This is a genomic window from Streptomyces tubbatahanensis, assembly GCF_022699385.1.
Taxonomy (GTDB): domain Bacteria; phylum Actinomycetota; class Actinomycetes; order Streptomycetales; family Streptomycetaceae; genus Streptomyces; species Streptomyces diacarni.
In genome coordinates, this window is the sequence record NZ_CP093846.1 from 4621759 (window position 1) to 4638579 (window position 16821).

16 protein-coding genes are annotated in these 16821 nt (G+C 74.5%); 11 read left to right on the forward strand and 5 right to left on the reverse strand.

Going from position 1 to position 16821, the window contains the following annotated elements; genetic code table 11:
* Positions 1-162: 162 nt before the first annotated feature.
* The 7 genes from MMF93_RS19985 to MMF93_RS20015 all read left to right on the forward strand — a co-directional run bounded on the left by MMF93_RS19985 (position 163) and on the right by MMF93_RS20015 (position 8022).
* Positions 163-1548, forward strand: a complete 1386-nt coding sequence (locus MMF93_RS19985; RefSeq protein WP_242753450.1) for an LmeA family phospholipid-binding protein — start codon at positions 163-165, stop codon at positions 1546-1548.
* Positions 1549-1664: 116 nt separating this feature from the next.
* Positions 1665-2330, forward strand: a complete 666-nt coding sequence (gene tsaB / locus MMF93_RS19990; RefSeq protein ID WP_242753451.1) for a tRNA (adenosine(37)-N6)-threonylcarbamoyltransferase complex dimerization subunit type 1 TsaB — start codon at positions 1665-1667, stop codon at positions 2328-2330.
* 53 nt (positions 2331-2383) lie between these two features.
* Positions 2384-2980, forward strand: coding sequence for a ribosomal protein S18-alanine N-acetyltransferase (gene rimI, locus MMF93_RS19995; RefSeq protein ID WP_242757668.1), 597 nt, complete (start codon positions 2384-2386; stop codon positions 2978-2980).
* Positions 2973-4088 (forward strand): tRNA (adenosine(37)-N6)-threonylcarbamoyltransferase complex transferase subunit TsaD, encoded by a 1116-nt coding sequence (gene tsaD / locus MMF93_RS20000; protein ID WP_242753452.1) that lies wholly within the window; start codon positions 2973-2975, stop codon positions 4086-4088. Before rimI ends, tsaD begins: the two co-directional genes overlap by 8 nt.
* Positions 4088-4339, forward strand: a complete 252-nt coding sequence (locus MMF93_RS20005) for a hypothetical protein (RefSeq protein WP_242753454.1) — start codon at positions 4088-4090, stop codon at positions 4337-4339. Before tsaD ends, MMF93_RS20005 begins: the two co-directional genes overlap by 1 nt.
* 172 nt (positions 4340-4511) lie before the next feature.
* Entirely contained in the window at positions 4512-6632 is a 2121-nt protein-coding gene (locus MMF93_RS20010; RefSeq protein WP_242753455.1) for a hypothetical protein, read from the forward strand.
* Positions 6622-8022, forward strand: a complete 1401-nt coding sequence (locus MMF93_RS20015; RefSeq protein ID WP_423835479.1) for a hypothetical protein — start codon at positions 6622-6624, stop codon at positions 8020-8022. Before MMF93_RS20010 ends, MMF93_RS20015 begins: the two co-directional genes overlap by 11 nt.
* Positions 8023-8032: 10 nt before the next feature.
* Here MMF93_RS20015 and MMF93_RS20020 read toward each other — a convergent pair whose 3' ends face one another.
* Entirely contained in the window at positions 8033-9235 is a 1203-nt protein-coding gene (locus MMF93_RS20020; RefSeq protein WP_242753456.1) for a THUMP-like domain-containing protein, read from the reverse strand.
* A gap of 304 nt (positions 9236-9539) precedes the next feature.
* Here MMF93_RS20020 and MMF93_RS20025 point away from each other — a divergent pair, with 304 nt between their 5' ends.
* From MMF93_RS20025 to groL, 3 genes are all read left to right on the forward strand, one after another.
* Complete coding sequence (locus tag MMF93_RS20025) at positions 9540-10289, forward strand: nucleotidyltransferase domain-containing protein (RefSeq protein ID WP_423835624.1); 750 nt, start codon at positions 9540-9542, stop codon at positions 10287-10289.
* Positions 10290-10518: 229 nt separating this feature from the next.
* A complete protein-coding gene (groES, locus tag MMF93_RS20030; RefSeq protein ID WP_016473371.1) occupies positions 10519-10827 on the forward strand; it encodes a co-chaperone GroES in 309 nt (102 codons plus the stop codon).
* Positions 10828-10966: 139 nt separating this feature from the next.
* Positions 10967-12592 (forward strand): chaperonin GroEL, encoded by a 1626-nt coding sequence (gene groL, locus MMF93_RS20035; protein WP_242753457.1) that lies wholly within the window; start codon positions 10967-10969, stop codon positions 12590-12592.
* A gap of 90 nt (positions 12593-12682) precedes the next feature.
* Here the strand turns inward: groL and MMF93_RS20040 are convergent, their stop codons facing one another.
* Complete coding sequence (locus tag MMF93_RS20040; protein ID WP_242753458.1) at positions 12683-13456, reverse strand: SDR family NAD(P)-dependent oxidoreductase; 774 nt, start codon at positions 13454-13456, stop codon at positions 12683-12685.
* Between the two features lie 64 nt (positions 13457-13520).
* Positions 13521-14189: an MOSC domain-containing protein gene (locus MMF93_RS20045; protein ID WP_242753459.1), complete on the reverse strand. Its 669-nt coding sequence runs from the start codon at positions 14187-14189 to the stop codon at positions 13521-13523.
* 92 nt (positions 14190-14281) lie between these two features.
* Here MMF93_RS20045 and MMF93_RS20050 point away from each other — a divergent pair, with 92 nt between their 5' ends.
* Positions 14282-15169, forward strand: a complete 888-nt coding sequence (locus MMF93_RS20050; RefSeq protein WP_242753460.1) for a LysR family transcriptional regulator — start codon at positions 14282-14284, stop codon at positions 15167-15169.
* A 925-nt stretch (positions 15170-16094) separates the two neighbouring features.
* Here the strand turns inward: MMF93_RS20050 and MMF93_RS20055 are convergent.
* Together MMF93_RS20055 and MMF93_RS33385 are read right to left on the reverse strand one after the other, a co-directional pair.
* A complete protein-coding gene (locus tag MMF93_RS20055) occupies positions 16095-16235 on the reverse strand; it encodes a hypothetical protein (RefSeq protein WP_242753462.1) in 141 nt (46 codons plus the stop codon).
* On the reverse strand, positions 16232-16699 hold the full coding sequence (locus tag MMF93_RS33385; RefSeq protein WP_274709484.1) for a WhiB family transcriptional regulator: 468 nt from the start codon (positions 16697-16699) through the stop codon (positions 16232-16234). The genes MMF93_RS20055 and MMF93_RS33385 overlap by 4 nt, the downstream gene beginning before the upstream one ends.
* Positions 16700-16821: the final 122 nt, after the last annotated feature.

Here is a 16821-nt window from a genome sequence, read left to right on the forward strand (position 1 = left end):
TCTCCTGTCGGCTCCCCGGGGAGCCGTCCGCCGTCTCCGCTCGACGGTAGCAGCAGGCGCGGCACGCCCCGCTGGTCGCGCGGCTGGTGACCACGAGGGTGGCCACGAGGTGGCCCGGGCGGGAACTTTGAGTAACGGCCGCGCCTGTGTTCGCATGTGCCGATGACCCCCCACGGTTCATCGGCACACTCCACAACCCCCATACCGAAAATCCCCGATCCGCTCGGGGACCCCGCGGCCGCCGCACGCCCGGCCAACCCGTACGAGGAACTCGCCGCCCTCGCGGACGACCCGCCCCCCGGCGCCCCCGGCCCGTCCCACGACGGCGCCTACGGCCGCCCCCACGACGCGCCGTACGACCGCGACGTACCCTACGGTCGCGACGCGCCGTACGGCCGCGCGGACGAGGGCGGGCTGAGCGGACTCGGCTTCGGCGTGCGCTCGGATTACGACGAGCCCGCCGAGCCCGCCTACGAGGACCGGATGCCGCACCTGCGCGCGGTGCGGCGGCGCCGCCGCTCCCGGCTGACGCGGACCGTGAAGGTCGTCATCGCCTGCTGCACGCTGCTGGCCTTCCTGGCGGTCGGCGACCGCTGGGCCGCGCTCTACGCCGAGGGCAAGGCGGCGGAGAAGGTGCAGGACTCGCTGCACCTGCACGCGAGGCCCGAGGTCCACATCAACGGCTTCCCCTTCCTGACCCAGGTGGCGCGCGGCCGCCTCGACCACGTCGAAGCCGCGATCCCCGACGTTCCCGCGGGCCGGGTCTCCGTCGCCCAGGTCAGCGGCGACGTGCGGGACGTGAAGATCGTCGGCGACGCCCCGTCGTCCGTCCGCGGCGCGGTCCTGGGCCGGATGAAGGGCGACGTGCTGCTCGACTTCGACGACCTCGACCGCGAACTGGGCACCTCGCAGGTGGCGTTCACCGCGGGCGGCGCGCACACCGTGCGGGCCGCGGGCGAGCTGCCCGTCGCCGGAGCCGTGGTCAAGGTCCGCGCCCGCGCCCAGCTCCAGCGCACCGGCGACCACGGGGTGGGCACCACCGTGGACGAGATGCGGCTGGTCGTCCCCGGCCTGTTCAGCTTCACGCCGGGCACCGGAAAGGACGCGGGCCTGCGGCTGTCCCGTCCGCTGGCCGAACGCATCCAGCACGACGCCGCCAAGGCGCGCGCGCTGTTCGGCGTGCGCTCGATCGCGCAGCGGTTCGGGCTCACCCCCGAGCGGGCCGAGCGGGTCCGGCACAGCGAGCGCGAGCTGCACCGGGTGACGGGGGCGCCCAGGTTCGTGGACAAGGTGATGCGGCTCAACATGCTCGACGTCGTCGTCGCGCACCCCCAGCTGCTGAGGAAGGTCGGTATCGATCCGGCGCTGGTGGAGGCGCTCAAGAAGATCGAGGAACCGAAGCTCGCGGACAAGCTGGCGCTGCACCTCACTCTGCCCGACCTGCCGGGGGACGTGCGGCTGCGCGGCGTCTCCGTCGTCAAGGAGGGCATCCGCGCCGAGCTGACGGGCTCCGACATCCCCTTCGGCAAGACGGCCGCCGGGCGGTAGCCGGCGGCCTGGGACAGGCCCTGAGACCTGTCCCGCGCCCCCTCCGGAGCGCCCGGAACGGGTGAGAAAGGGGGGAACAGGCCGGGGGTGGGGCGCGGGCGCCGTAGGCTGGTCGGGTGTTGATGCTCGCGCTGGATACCGCCACACCCGCCGTGACCGTCGCCCTCCACGACGCCGACGGCGACCGCACGCTCGCCGCCGCCCACCGGGTCGACGCCCGCCGCCACGGCGAACTGCTGCTGCCCTGCGTCGAGCGGGTGCTCCAGGAGGCGGGGCGGAAGCTGGCCGAGGTCACCGACCTCGTCGTCGGCGTGGGCCCCGGGCCCTACACCGGGCTGCGGGTCGGTCTGGTGACGGCCGAGGCGTTCGCGGCCGCGCTCGGCCAGCGGGTGCACGGCGTGTGCACGCTGGACGGCCTCGCGTACGCCTCGGGGCTGGACGAGCCCTTCGTCGTCGCGACGGACGCGCGGCGCAAGGAGGTCTACTGGGCGCGGTACGACGACGCCCGCACCCGAGTGGACGGGCCGGCGGTGGACCGCCCCGCCGAGATCGAGGAGCAGGTCGCCGAGGTGCCGTCCGTCGGGGCGGGCGCCGTGCTCTACGACTCCGTCTTCCGCGGTGTGCGCCGCGACCTGCCCACCGAGCAGTCGGCCGCGGCGCTGGCCAGGCTCGCCGCCGAGCGGCTGGCCGGCGGCGCGGAGCTGCTGCCGCCGCGCCCGCTGTACCTGCGGCGCCCCGACGCGCAGGTGCCCGCGGGCTACAAGGTGGTCACTCCGCGGTGAGCCGCGCGCAGACGGTCAGGGGCGGTGCGGTCACCGGTATCGCCCTGCGCGAGATGCGGTGGTGGGACATCGACCCCGTGCTGGCGCTGGAGCGCGAGCTCTTTCCCGAGGACGCCTGGTCGGCGGGGATGTTCTGGTCGGAGCTGGCCTCCGCGCGCGGCCCGGGCGCCACCCGGCGGTATCTGGTCGCCGAGGCGCCGGACGGCTCCCTGGTGGGTTACGGCGGCCTGGCCGCGGTGGCGGGCACCGGCGACATCCAGACCATCGGCATCCTCGCGGCCCACCGGGGCACGGGACTCGGGTCCCGGCTGCTGCGCGCCCTGCTGCGGGCCGCCACCGACTTCGCGTGCGCGGAGGTGCTGCTGGAGGTGCGCGTCGACAACGCGCCCGCGCAGCGCCTCTACGAGCGTTTCGGCTTCGCCCCCCTCGGTATCCGGCGCGGGTACTACCAGCCGGCGAACGTCGACGCGCTGGTGATGCGGCTCGCGGACCCGGAGCCGTACGCCGCCCCGCCGGAATCCGGACCGGGGGCCGCGCCGGAAACCGCACCGGGTGCTCCGGCCGACGCGCCCTCGAACCCGTCCCCGCCCCCGCCCTCGTCTCCCCACTCGCCCCCGACCACGCACCAAGGAACGAACACCCATGGCTGACGAACCGCTCGTTCTCGGCATCGAGACCTCCTGCGACGAGACAGGCGTCGGAATCGTGCGCGGCCACACGCTGCTGGCCGACGCGGTCGCCTCCAGCGTGGACACGCACGCGCGCTTCGGCGGCGTCGTCCCTGAGATCGCCAGCCGGGCGCACCTGGAGGCGATGGTTCCGACCATCCAGCGTGCGCTCGACCAGGCCGGCATCGCGGCGAGCGACCTCGACGGCGTCGCCGTCACCGCGGGCCCGGGCCTCGCGGGCGCCCTGCTGGTCGGGGTCTCGGCGGCCAAGGCGTACGCGTACGCGCTGGGCAAGCCCCTCTACGGCGTCAACCACCTGGCCTCGCACATCTGCGTCGACCAGCTCGAACACGGGGCCCTGCCCGAGCCCACGATGGCCCTGCTGGTGAGCGGCGGTCACTCCTCGCTGCTGCTCGCGCCCGACATCACCGCCGACGTGCGGCCGCTCGGCTCCACCATCGACGACGCGGCGGGCGAGGCCTTCGACAAGGTCGCCCGCGTGCTCAACCTGGGCTTCCCCGGCGGGCCCGTCATCGACAAGTACGCCAAGGAGGGCGACCCCGAGGCCATCGCCTTCCCGCGCGGTCTGACCGGGCCGCGCGACGCGCCCTACGACTTCTCCTTCTCCGGGCTCAAGACCGCCGTGGCGCGCTGGATCGAGGCCCGGCGCAACGCGGGTGAGGAGGTGCCCGTCGCCGACGTCTCCGCCTCCTTCCAGGAAGCGGTCACCGACGTGCTGACCCGCAAGGCCCTCCGCGCCTGCCGCGACGAGGGCGTCGACCACCTGATGATTGGCGGCGGCGTCGCCGCCAACTCGCGGCTGCGCGCCATGGCCGAGGAGCGCTGTGCCGCCGCCGGTATCACGCTGCGCGTGCCCCGCCCCAAGCTGTGCACCGACAACGGCGCCATGGTCGCCGCGCTCGGGGCCGAGATGGTCGCGCGCAACCGCGCCGCCTCCGCCTGGGACCTGCCCGCCGACTCCTCCCTCCCGGTGACCGAGCCGCACGTGCCCGCCCCGTCCCCGAGCCACGCGCACGACCACGACCACGACCACGTGCACGAGACGAGCAGGAAGAACCTCTACGCCTGATGCCGACGGTAGCTCTCATGTGGGAGGCCAGGGCCGCGCACGGCCACGCCCCCGCGCTGTTGGAGTGGGCCCGCTCCGCCGAGTTGGCACCGGCGCCCTCCCGCCGTGAGCACTACACGGCGCCGGGCGACCGCGTCCTCGTCCTCACCTGGTGGGAAGGCCCCTACGACGCCGACGTCCCCGAACTCCCCGATCCGCCCGGCGATCTCCTCGCCCGCCCGGTGCACCGGTGGAGGTTCGCGCAGGTGTGAACCGGGGGCCCGAGTGCGCCGGCAGCGGTGCGGCGCGCCAGTATGGAGCCGCCGACGGGAGCCGGACGGCACCGGGAGACACCGGGAAGCACCGGAAGACAGCGGGGAAGCGGGGGCGCGCATGCGGGGGCGGTGGGGCGCGCGAGCGGGCGCGGTGGTGTGGTGCGCACTCGTGGGCCTCGGAGGGCTCGGGGGGCTCGCGGGCGCGGGCGGTGCCCACGCGGCCGAGCGGCACGAGACGCCCGCCGCCTACCTGGCCGAGCAGCTGAAGAAGTCCCCCGTCTTCCTCTCCGACCAGATGCCGCGCTCCACACCGCGCTCGGCCAAGCCCGCCTTCGTGAAGGAGGCCGGGCGGACCGGGGTGCCGACCTATGTGGCGGTGGTGCCGGCGTCGGCGAGGTTCGGGGACGAGGGTCTGCTGGAGGCGGTGCACGACCGGGTGGGCCGGCGGGGTCTGTACGTGCTGCTCAGCGGAGACGGCGGCAGCCCCCGCGCGGCCGCCTTCGGCGTGGACGTGCAGGCCCGCGAGGCGGCCATGGCCACCACGTTCGAACTGCCCTACGACGCGGGGGCGCTGGACGCCTTCCGCCACTTCGTCGACGTCATACGCTCCGGCGACGCCGCCGCGCGCGCCGACAGCGGCGCTTCGCAGAGCCGGGCGGGCGAGGAGCCGGGCTCCCGCTACACCAGCCCCTCGGACCGCGACAACCAGAGCTTCCTGACCGGCCTGCTGCTGGTCGGCGTGCCGGTGGTCTGGGTCGGCGCCGGCTGGTACGTACGCCGGTGGCGCCAGGGAAAGGGCGCGAGACCGCCGCTGGTGGGGGCGGTGCTCCCCGCGGTGGTGAGCGCCGTCGTCATCGGCGTCGGAGCGCCGCTCCTGTGGGACGACACCCGCACGGACGGGGATCCGCTGCCCACCGCCGCCGACATGGCGGCCAGGACCGACAGAGTCGCCGAAGCGCTGCGCGACGACCCCGTCTACGTCGACCCCTTCGCGAGCGGGCTGCTGACCCGCGGGCAGCGCGCCGGGCTGGAAGCGCACGCCCAGCGCCTTGAGCGCCGGGGCGTGCCCGTGCGCGTGGTGGTCGTCCCCCTTAGCCCCGAGGACGAGTCGGCGGGCGACGGCGAGGTGTTCGCGCGCCGCCTCCACCAGCGGCTGGGCACGGCGGGCGACGGCGTGTACGTTGTCGCGCCCCCGTCCGAGACGGGCGGTCTCGACCTCGTCAACTACGGCGCGAAGGTCGCGAGCAGACAGCTCCACGTCAGCACGGAGCAACTGCGCTACGGGGAGGACACCGCGGCCGGGGACGGGCTGTACGGGCGGCTGTACGCGGCACTGCGCGCCGTCGGCCGCGCCCCCTCGGGCTCGTCCGAAGGCCCCTACCTCGAGCCGCCGGCCGCCCCCGACCCCGTCGAGGAGGACGCGCTGCCCGGCCTCTACTCGGGCGACTTTTCCGGTGGTGCCGTGCTGGGCGCCGTCGCGGGCCCGCTGGCCCTCGGGCTGACCGCGGGCGGGCTGGGCCTCGCGCGCCGCACGGGGCTCGGCTGGGCGGCGCCCGTCACCGGCGGCCGGGGAGCGGGGCGCACCGGCACGGCGAACCGCTCGGGCCCCGGCGGCCCCGGCACGCGCGCGCCCGGCGGCGGGCCGCCGCCGGGCGAGGTGCCGCACGCCCCGGCCCGGCCGTCGACGGGCTGGCTGCGGCGTACCGCCCGGCGGGAACTCGACGCGCTGAGCGCCGAGTTCGAGCGGCTGTCAGAACAGCTGGACGACCGGGTCCGCACCCGCGCCTGGGGGTGTCTGGACGCGGCGACGCTCCTCCTCGACCAGCAGGGCGACAGCCGCGTCGACGCCGACGCCGACGCGCCCACCCTCGCCGCCGGGCTGGCCCTGGTGCGGGCGGGGCACGCCGCCGTGCGCGACCGCGAGCTGCCCTTCCCCGCCGAACTGCGGCTCTGCCTCCTCAACCCGCTGCACGGTCCCGCGTCCGCCACCCGGAGGCTGGAGCTGCCGGGAGAGGGTTCGGCGCGGGCCCGCCCGGTGTGCTCCGCCTGCGCTGCCGCGCTCGCCGCGCGCGACTCCGCCTCCGAGGTGCAGTCCGCCGTCCACATCGCCCAGACCGTCGGGGCGCGGCTGCTGTGCCTGCGCACCTCAGGCTCCGGGCGCCTGGCGGCACGCGAGCCGTACCACCGCGTGCCGGGGCCGCTCGGGGCCCGGGGCGGCACGGGGAGGGGCGCGAGCCTGACCGCCGACCAGATCGTCCGCCGCGTACGGGAGCAGCTGGGTGTCCACTGAAACGTTCACGGAAGCGTCCTCGGGATCGTCGGCCGGAACGGGCCGCGCCCGGGGCGGGCCCGGCCGTCTCTTCCGCCTCCCGCGCGCCGCCGTGCCCGGTGGCCTGGGCGCCGCCGTTGCCGCCGTCGCGGCGGCGCTGCTGCTGGTGTGGGGGGCCGTCGCACCGGCCCGGGCCGCCGGGAGCCCCGGCGAGCGGATAGCCGAAGCGCTGCGCACCTCACCTGTCTACGTCGACCCCGCCTACGAACAGGCGTTTCCCACCGGGGAGCAGCACAAGCTGGAGCGGCGGATCGAGGCGTCAGGACTGCCGGTGCGGGTCATCGTCGTCCCCTTCGTCACCGGCGACGCCTGGGACGCGGACCCGCGCAAGATGATCGACGTCGTCCGCGACCGGCTGGGGGAGAGCCCGCGCAAGGAAGCCGTCTACATGACCCTCAGCGGCACCGACGGGTTCCTGGAGGGGCGCGAGTACCCGCGCGACGGAACCCACCAGGCGAACTGGGGCGTGGCCGCCGTCGGACACCAGGAGGACATGGACGGCAAGAGCCTCTACGCGAAGTTCTCCCGGGCCCTGGAGATCGTCGAGGCGGGCAACGGCGACGAGGTGTACGAGAAGGCCACGGCTGACCTGTCCGAAGGGCCGGCCGCCGACGGGGCCGGGGGCGGTACCTCCTGGCTGCTGCCGACGCTTCTGGCGGCGGGCGCCCTGGCCGTGCTTGCCGCCGCGGTCCTGGCCGTGCGCGCCGTGCGCCGCGGCGGCGCCGCCCGTGGTGCCTTCACCTCCCCGCGCTCCGTCTTCGCCAGCGCGCGCAAGGCCGGCGTGGGCGACCTGCGGCGGCGGGCACAGCGCGAACTGCTCGCCTACAACGGGGAACTTCTCGCCCGCGACCTCGGCGAGGAGGGGGCCGACGGCGCACTGCTGCAACTCGCCCTCGACGCCTACGACGCGGCCGGCGCCGTCCTGGACGCCGCACGCGACATACCCGACCTCGCGGGCGTCCTCGCGCTCGTCCACGAGGGGCGCGGCGCGCTGCGCAGGTCGGCGCCCGAGCGGGGAAGGGGCCGCAAGAGCCGCAAGCCCGGCGGCGGCGCCGCACTGCCGCTGTGCTTCTTCCACCCGCTGCACGGCCCCGCCACGGGCCGCATCCGCTGGCGTCCGCTGGGGCGCAGGGAAGCGCTGCACGTCGCCGCCTGCGGCACCTGCGCGGCGGCCGTGGCCGCCCACCGCACCCCCGAGGTGCTGACCCAGACCCACGAGGGCCGCACCGTCCCCTACTTCGAGGTACCGGCCGAGGAGAGCCTGTGGGCCGGGACGGGATACGGCTCCCTCGGCGAGACCACCCTGACCGCACGGGTGCAGCGCGGCGACTTCTCCCGTACCCGGGGCTGAGGCGTCGCGGTCAGCGCGGCTCGCGCGGCAGCGGATGCCCCAGCAGCATGCTCGGGGCGCCCGCGACGCGGGTGAGGAAGACGGTGCACGACCCCCTCGCCGCCTTCGTGTCGAGCTTCAGCTTCCTGCGCAGCTCCTCGGGCTCGACGGCCGAGCCCCGCTTCTTCACGGTGACCGTGCCGACGCCGCGCTCGCGCAGCAGCGCCCGCAGCTTCTTGACGTGGAACGGCAGCACGTCGGTGATCTCGTAGCCGGTCGCGTACGGGATCGCTCGCGGCGGGGCGTCCGTCGTCACGTAGGCGATCGTCGGGTCGATCAACCGCCCCTCCAGCAGCGCCGCCACATCGGCGACCAGGTGGGCGCGGACGACGGCGCCGTCCGGCTCGTAGAGGTAGCGGCCCACAGGACCCGCGGGGGGATCGGGCAGGCCCCGGCCTGCCAGGGTCTGCCCCGAGGGCAGCAGCGTGGCCAGGGGCGCGGCGGCCGTGCCGCTGCCCGGGGTGAACCACAGGACGGCCTCCTTGACGTCGCCCGAGTGGGAGACCCACTCGGCCTGCGCCTGTGCCGGTACCGCCTCGTGCGGGATGCCGGGCGCCACCTTGAGCGCGGCCAGCGGTGCGGCGAGGGCCGCCTCCACGGCCCAGCTCAGGGGCGGGGAGTAGGCCTCGGGGTCGAAGATCCGGCCGCGGCCGCCACGGCGGGCCGGGTCGGCGAAGAGCGCGTCGTAGCCCGCCGTCGAGACGTCCGCGACGTCGGCGCAGCGCACCTCGACGCGGTCGGCCAGGCCCAGCACGTGCGCGTTGGCCCGGGCGACGGCGCAGGTCAGCGGGTCACGGTCGACGGCCAGCACCTCGATGCCCGCCCGGGCGAGGGCCAGCGCGTCCGCGCCGACGCCGCAGCACAGGTCGGCGGCGCTGCCGGCGCCGAGCGCGGCGAAACGGCGGGCCCGGTGGTCGGCCACCGAGGTGCGCGTGGCCTGTTCCAGACCGTCCGCGGTGAAGTACAGGGCCGCCGCCTCGGTGGCGCCGAACTTGGCCACGGCGCGGGTGCGCAGGCGGTTCTGCGTCAGCGCGGCCGCCACCAGCGCGGGGGCGTACCGCTGCCGCAGCCGCGTGGCGAGGGCCAATTCCTCCGCGGGCGTGACCCCGCGCACCTCCCGCAGCAGCGACTGGCCCGCGGGGGAGAGCAACTCGGCGAACACCTCGACATCCACCCCGCCATTCTCCCGTGCCTGCCGGGAGCGGACGGGAACGGGTGCGTTGTACGGTCGTACCCGTGAAGTGAGGACCCGATGAGCGCCGCCGCCGCGCGGCGCCCGCGCGCGCAGCGCCGTGCGAGCCCCGTCCGGGCTCCGGCGCCGGTTTCGCGCGCCCGCATCGCCCTCCTCCACTTCGACGATCGGAACCCCCATGCACTCCAGGCACCCCATGCCCGAGGAACCGATGAACGGCACCTCGATGTCCGAGGCCCGTATGCCCGACGCCCCGATGAACGACGCCCCGATGAACGACGCCCCGATGTCCGACGCGGCATTCCTCGACCACGTCGCCGACCGGCTGGCCGCGCTGCCCGCCGTGCACGCCGTCACCCTGGGCGGATCCCGCGCACAGGGTGCCCACCACCCGGACAGTGACTGGGACTTCGCCGTCTACTACCGGGGCGCCTTCGACCCCGCCGCCCTGCGCGCCGTCGGCTGGGAAGGCCAGGTGTCCGAGATCGGCGAGTGGGGAGGGGGTGTCTTCAACGGCGGAGCATGGCTGACCATCGACGGGCGCCACGTCGACGTCCACTACCGGGACCTGGACGTGGTCGAGCACCAGAGGGCCGAGGCGCGCGCCGGGCGGTTTCACTGGGAGCCGCTGATGTTCCACCTCGCCGGTATCCCCAGCTACCTGGTGGTCGCCGAACTCGCCACGGGCCGGGTGCTCCGCGGCGACCTGCCGCGTCCCGCCTACCCGGAAGCGCTGCGGGCCGCGGCGCCGCCGGTGTGGCGGGACAAGGCGGCGCTCACCCTCCGGTACGCGCTCGGCGCCTACGTGCCGCGCGGCCAGGCCACCGAGGTCGCGGGCGCGCTCGCCACGGCCGCCGCGCAGACCGCCCACGCGGTGCTCGCCGCCCGTGGCGAGTGGGTCACCAACGAGAAGCGGCTGCTCACGCGGGCGGGCCTGCGGGAGGTGGACACGCTCCTGGCCGGGCTCAGGACCGATGACAAGGCGCTCAAGCGCGCCGTGAACGAGGCGGCAGCCCTCTTTCGGAGCGCTTCTTGAGCGCGACGCGCCCTCGCCCGACAGGCCTCGTTCGGGGGCCCGCACGGCGAGCGCCTAGCACTCCGCTTGACCGAGTGCTAGCGGAGCAATAATCTCAACCCTGGCACTCTCCCCGTGGGAGTGCCAGTAGTACGCGACGGGCAGATCCGGCACCCGCGACGGCGGATCCACCTGGTCGCCACCCCAGACACAAGACCCCATTGAGATCTCCGAAGGGGGAGGTCGGATCGTGACGACCGCCAGCTCCAAGGTTGCCATCAAGCCGCTCGAGGACCGCATCGTGGTCCAGCCGCTCGACGCCGAGGAGACCACGGCCTCTGGCCTGGTCATCCCGGACACCGCCAAGGAGAAGCCGCAGGAGGGCACCGTCCTGGCCGTCGGCCCGGGCCGCTTCGAGGACGGCAACCGGCTCCCGCTCGACGTCAAGGTCGGCGACATCGTGCTGTACAGCAAGTACGGCGGCACCGAGGTGAAGTACAGCGGCGAGGAGTACCTCGTTCTCTCGGCCCGCGACGTGCTCGCGATCGTCGAGAAGTAAGACAGCCGCAGCTGCCGCGGCTCACGCGGCAGCTCGCAGCAAACCGCGCCCTGGTGCCCGCTCCCGAGAGGTAGCAGGGTCCAGGGCGCGGTTCGTGCGAGACGTGTCTCGAAACGTGTGAGAGGACACAACAGCTTCCATGGCGAAGATCCTGAAGTTCGACGAGGACGCCCGTCGCGCCCTTGAGCGCGGTGTCAACAACCTCGCCGACACCGTGAAGGTGACGATCGGCCCCAAGGGCCGCAACGTCGTCATCGACAAGAAGTTCGGCGCCCCGACCATCACCAACGACGGTGTCACCATCGCCCGCGAGGTCGAGGTCGAGGACCCGTACGAGAACCTGGGCGCCCAGCTCCTCAAGGAGGTGGCGACCAAGACCAACGACATCGCGGGTGACGGCACCACCACCGCCACGGTGCTGGCCCAGGCCCTGGTCCGCGAGGGCCTGCGCAACGTCGCCGCCGGCGCCTCCCCGGCCGCCCTCAAGAAGGGCATCGACGCGGCCGTCTCCGCCGTCTCCGACGAGCTGGTGAAGACCGCGCGTCCGATCGACTCCAAGGAGGACATCGCCTCCGTCGCCGCGCTGTCGGCGCAGGACAAGCAGGTCGGCGAGCTGATCGCCGAGGCGATGGACAAGGTCGGCAAGGACGGTGTCATCACCGTCGAGGAGTCCCAGACCTTCGGTCTCGAGCTGGACTTCACCGAGGGCATGGCCTTCGACAAGGGCTACCTCTCGCCCTACTTCGTCACCGACCAGGAGCGTATGGAGGCCGTCCTCGACGACCCGTACATCCTGATCCACCAGGGCAAGATCAGCTCCATCCAGGACATGCTGCCGCTGCTGGAGAAGGTCATGCAGGCCGGCGGCTCCAAGCCGCTGCTGATCATCGCCGAGGACGTGGAGGGCGAGGCCCTGTCCACCCTCGTCGTCAACAAGATCCGCGGCACCTTCAACGCCGTCGCCGTCAAGGCCCCCGGCTTCGGTGACCGCCGCAAGGCCATGCTCGGCGACATGGCGACGCTGACCGGCGCCACCGTCATCGCCGAGGAGGTCGGCCTCAAGCTCGACCAGGCAGGTCTCGACGTGCTCGGCACCGCCCGCCGCGTGACCGTCACCAAGGACGACACCACCCTCGTCGACGGTGCGGGCAAGAGCGAGGACGTGGCCGGCCGCGTCGCCCAGATCAAGGGCGAGATCGAGGCCACCGACTCCGACTGGGACCGCGAGAAGCTCCAGGAGCGCCTCGCCAAGCTGGCCGGCGGCGTCTGCGTCATCCGCGTCGGCGCGGCCACCGAGGTCGAGCTCAAGGAGAAGAAGCACCGCCTGGAGGACGCGATCTCCGCGACCCGCGCGGCCGTCGAGGAGGGCATCGTCTCCGGCGGTGGCTCCGCGCTCGTCCACGCCGTCAAGGTCCTGGAGGGCAACCTCGGCAAGAGCGACGACGAGGCCACCGGTGTCGCCACCGTGCGCCGCGCCGCCGTCGAGCCGCTGCGCTGGATCGCCGAGAACGCGGGCCTCGAGGGCTACGTCATCACCTCCAAGGTCGCCGAGATGGAGGCCGGTCAGGGCTTCAACGCCGCCACCGGTGAGTACGGCGACCTGGTGAAGGCCGGCGTCATCGACCCGGTGAAGGTGACGCGCTCCGCGCTGGAGAACGCCGCCTCCATCGCCTCGCTGCTGCTGACGACCGAGACCCTGGTCGTCGAGAAGCCGGCGGAGGAGGAAGAGGCCGCCGCGGGCCACGGCCACGGCCACGCCCACTGAGGCGACCCGCGAGCACGAGAAGGGCGCACCCCCGCGGGTGCGCCCTTTTCGCGCGCCGGGCGCCTGGTGCGGGGCCCCGTGCGCGGGTTTCTACTGCGGGCCGAACTTCCGTCCCGTCGTCGAGGAGACCCGGCCCAGCATCCCCTGAGGGACGAGGCGGGAGGCGCCCAGCAGGGCCTTGTAGCGGGGATCGGGGATGGACAGCGACCGGCCCCGCGCCAGATCGCGCAGAGCGGCCTCCACCACCTTGTCGGCGTCCAGCCACATCCAGCGGGGGATGTTTCCGGTGCCCATACCGGCCCGCTCGTGGAATTCGGTGCGGACGAATCCCGGGCACAGCGCCAGCAGCCGTACGCCCTGCCCCGCCAGGTCCTTGGCGGCCCCCTGGGTGAACTGGGTGACCCACGCCTTGGAGGCGCCGTACGTCCCACGGGGGAAGAACGCGGCGACGGAGGCGACGTTGATGACGCCGCCCCTGCCCCGCTCGCGCATCGACGCGGTGGCGGCGCTGGTCAGCCGCAGCACCGCCTCGCAGTGCACCTTGAGCATCGCCAACTCGTCGGCGAGCCCCACCTCCAGGTAGCGGCCCTTGTTGCCGAAGCCGGCGTTGTTGACCAGCAGGTCGACCGGGTGCGCGGTGTCGCGCAGCCGCTCCTCGACGGCCCCGATACCGTCGTCGGTCGCCAGGTCGGCCGTGATGACGTCCGCCTCCACGCCGTGCCGGTCGTGCAGCTCGGTCGCCTCGCGCCACAGGCGCTCGGTGTCGCGTGCGGCGAGCACGAGGTGGTAGCCGCGGGAGGCGAGGCGGCGCGCGAAGGCGGCGCCGATCCCCGCGGTGGCTCCCGTAATCAGTGCAGTCGTCATACGGCAACGCTATCGGCCCGGTCGTGCGGGGTCCGGGCCGCGGCGCCCGCGTCCTGACCGGGCGTCAGGCCCGGGTGCGCCGCAGCGCCCTGTCCCGCGCCTCGTGGTCCAGCGGCTCGCCCGCCGCCAGGATGCGGGGCAGCAGCTCCGGTTCGCCCGTCAGCGACCGGAAGAGGAAGCTGACCGTGACCTCGTGGTCGGGGCGGTGCACGACGGTGACCGCGTCCCCCACCCGCAGGCGGCCCGGGTCGAGCACCCGCAGGTAGGCGCCGGGGCGCCGGCGCGCGGTGAAGCGGTGCAGCCACCGCTCCTCGGCCATCCACCCCGCGAAGGTGCGGCAGGGGATCCGCATGGAGCACACCTCCAGCAGCGGCCCCGTACCGGGAACGCCGATCTGCCAGCGCTCGCCGATGAGCGCCGCGTCGACGTCGATGCCCTCGGTGGTGAGGTTCTCCCCGAAGGAACCGTTGGCCAGTGTGCGGCCCAACTCGCGCTCCCAGTAGTCGAGTTCCTCCCGGGAATAGGCGTAGACGGCCTGCTCGTCGCCGCCGTGGTGCCGCTTGTTGCCGATGGTGTCCCCGGCCAGCGCGCTGCCGCCGGTGCCGCGGGGCCCCGGTGCGGAGACGGCGACCGGATCGCTGGTGGGCTGCTTGTCGATGCCGGTCCGTTTGTCCGCGGCGTCGCTGTACTCGGACCGGTGCGGTTTGGCCAGGTTCACGGAGAGCAGCTGCATGGCCCGAGGCTAGCCGCGCCCGCCTCAAGCCGCGAACGCGTTTCCCGGCCGGCTCCCCAAGGTGTCCTTATGGGTGGACGTATGCTCGAAGCATGATCGAGGCACGACATCTGCGGGTGCTGCGCACGGTCGCCACCACCGGGTCCTTCTCCGCCGCCGCGCGAGAACTGGGCTGCACCCAGCCCGCCGTCAGCCAGCAGATGAAGGCGCTGGAGGCCGCCGCGGGGACCCCGCTGCTGATCAGGGCCGGACGTGAGATGCGGCTCACCGAGGCGGGCGAGGCGCTGGTGCGGCACGCGGCGGGAATCCTGGCGGGGCTGGCCGCCGCGGAGGAGGAGGTCGCGGCGCTGGCCGGGCTGCGCGCGGGACGGGTGCGGCTGGTCTCCTTTCCCAGCGGCAGCTCGACCCTGGTGCCGACGGCCGTGGCGGCCATGCGCGCCGACCACCCGGGAACCAGGGTCTCCCTGGTCGAGGCGGAGCCGCCGCGCTCGGTGGACATGCTGCGTGCCGGAGACTGCGAGATCGCGCTGGCCTTCCGCTACGACGCCGCCCCCGAGTGGGCGGACTTGGTGGCCAGGCCGCTGCTCACGGACCGGCTGGTCGGTCTGGTGCCGGAGGAACACCCGTTCGCCGACGCGGACGAGGTCGGCATCGGCACACTCGCCGAGGAACCGTGGATCGCGGGCTGCCCCCGCTGCCGCCGGCACCTCGTCGAGGTGTGCGAGGCGGCGGGTTTCACCCCGCGCATCGACTTCGCCACCGACGACTACCCGGCGGTGGTCGGCCTGGTCGGCGCCGGACTCGGCGTCGCCGTCCTCCCCGAACTGGCCGTGGAGTCTGTACGCCCCAGGGGCACCCGCGCGGTACGGGTCACCCCGGCGGTGCAGCGCGAGGTGGTGGCCCTCACCCTGCCCGACCTCGCCCAGGTACCGGCCGTCGCCGCCATGCTGGACCGACTGGAGACAGCGGCCCGCCGCTGACGGGCGCACCCCCGCGCCCGGCCGCCACCCGTCGGACTCCCGCCACCCGTCGGACTCCCGCCACCCGGCCCGCCGTCGCCGAGACCCGCCCTCTCCCGACGCCGGGTCGCGGCCGGAACCCGGGCCGCCCGTCTCCCGGGGGGACGTCCTGGCCGGGGGCCGCCCGTCTCCCGGGGGGTGGGCGTCCCGGACGCGGGCCGCCGTCCCTGACGGGTGGGGCTTTTCGGCCCGGGGGCTGCCGTCTCCCGGCGGGTGCCTGGCCGGGGGTCGCTGTCCTCTGACGGGAGGGGTGTCCCGGACGCGGGTCGCCCGTCTCCTGACGGGTGGGGTGTCCTGGCGGGAACGCCCGTCTCCCGGGGGTGGAACGTCCTGGCCGGCGGCGCTGTCTTCTGGTGGGTGGGCGTCTCGCCCCGGGGGCTGCCGTCTCCCGGCGGGTGCCTGGCCGGGGGTCGCTGTCCTCTGACGGGGCGGGGCGTCCCGGACACGGGCCGCCGTCTCCGGACGGGAGGGGTGTCCCGGACGCGGGCCGCCGTCCCTGACCGGAGGGGGCCCGGACACGGCCCGCCCTGTCTTCCGACGGTCGGCTCGCGTCGACTGCGGGCTGTACCGCGGTCCCGCTGACCGGCTCGCGTAGACCGCGGGCCGCTGTGTCCCGCCGCGCGGGCACCCATGGCTGCCAGCCGTGCAGGCTGCCGACCGACCGGCCCATCCCCGCCGCAGGCCGCTTGTCCCCGGCCGGGCCTCGGCTGGTCGGCCCGCCCCGACAGAGGCCCGCTGACCCGCCCGGCGAGGGACCCGCCGACCCATCCGAGGGATTCGCCAGCCTGCCCGGCGAGGGGGCCCGTTCCGGCGGGCCCGACCGCAGGCCGCGCTGTGCATCGATGCCCGGCCCGGCCCGGCCCTGCCGGGCCGGGGCCGCAGGCCGCTATCTCTCGCCGACCGGTTCGGTCCGCCCGTACCGGTCGGCGGCGTCGAACCGTTCGCTGTGCTCGAAGCGCTCCAGCTCGTCGAACGGCTGGTCCCCGTCGGGGGACTCGGCGTCGTCGAACCGTTCGGCGGCGCTCATGGCCTCGACGTCGTCGAAGCGCTCGTCCGCGTCGGGCGCCGGGGCGGGCTCGTCGCGTGGTGCGCTTCCGCCGGTCCGTCCGTGGGCGCCGAACGGGTTGGTCGGCTTGGGGCGGGGGCGGGGGCCGCGCCGTCCGGCCCGGGGGCGGTCTCGGCGCGCCGGTCGTGGGACGTCGTCACCAGGCGGCTGCGCGCCCGGCCCAGCAGTTCCTCGCGCTCGTCCTCGGTGAGTCCGCCCCACACGCCGTAGGGCTCGCGTACCTGGAGGGCGTGCGCCGCGCACTCCGCGCGCACGGGGCAGCGCATGCACACCTCCTTGGCGGACGCCTCCCGCGCACTGCGGGCCGCGCCGCGCTCCCCCTCGGGGTGGAAGAACAGCGAGCTGTCCACCCCCCGGCAGGCGGCGAGTAGCTGCCAGTCCCACAGATCCGCGTTGGGTCCAGGAAGGCGGGAGAAGTCTGCCATCGCGTCTCTCCTGAGTGCTGCTGGAGGTGATCTGTCACTCGTGCGTAAATATGACTCTTTCGCGAATCTAGCGACCGATCCCGCAAAACGGAAGAAATGCAGCTAAATAGGGCATCGCAGGA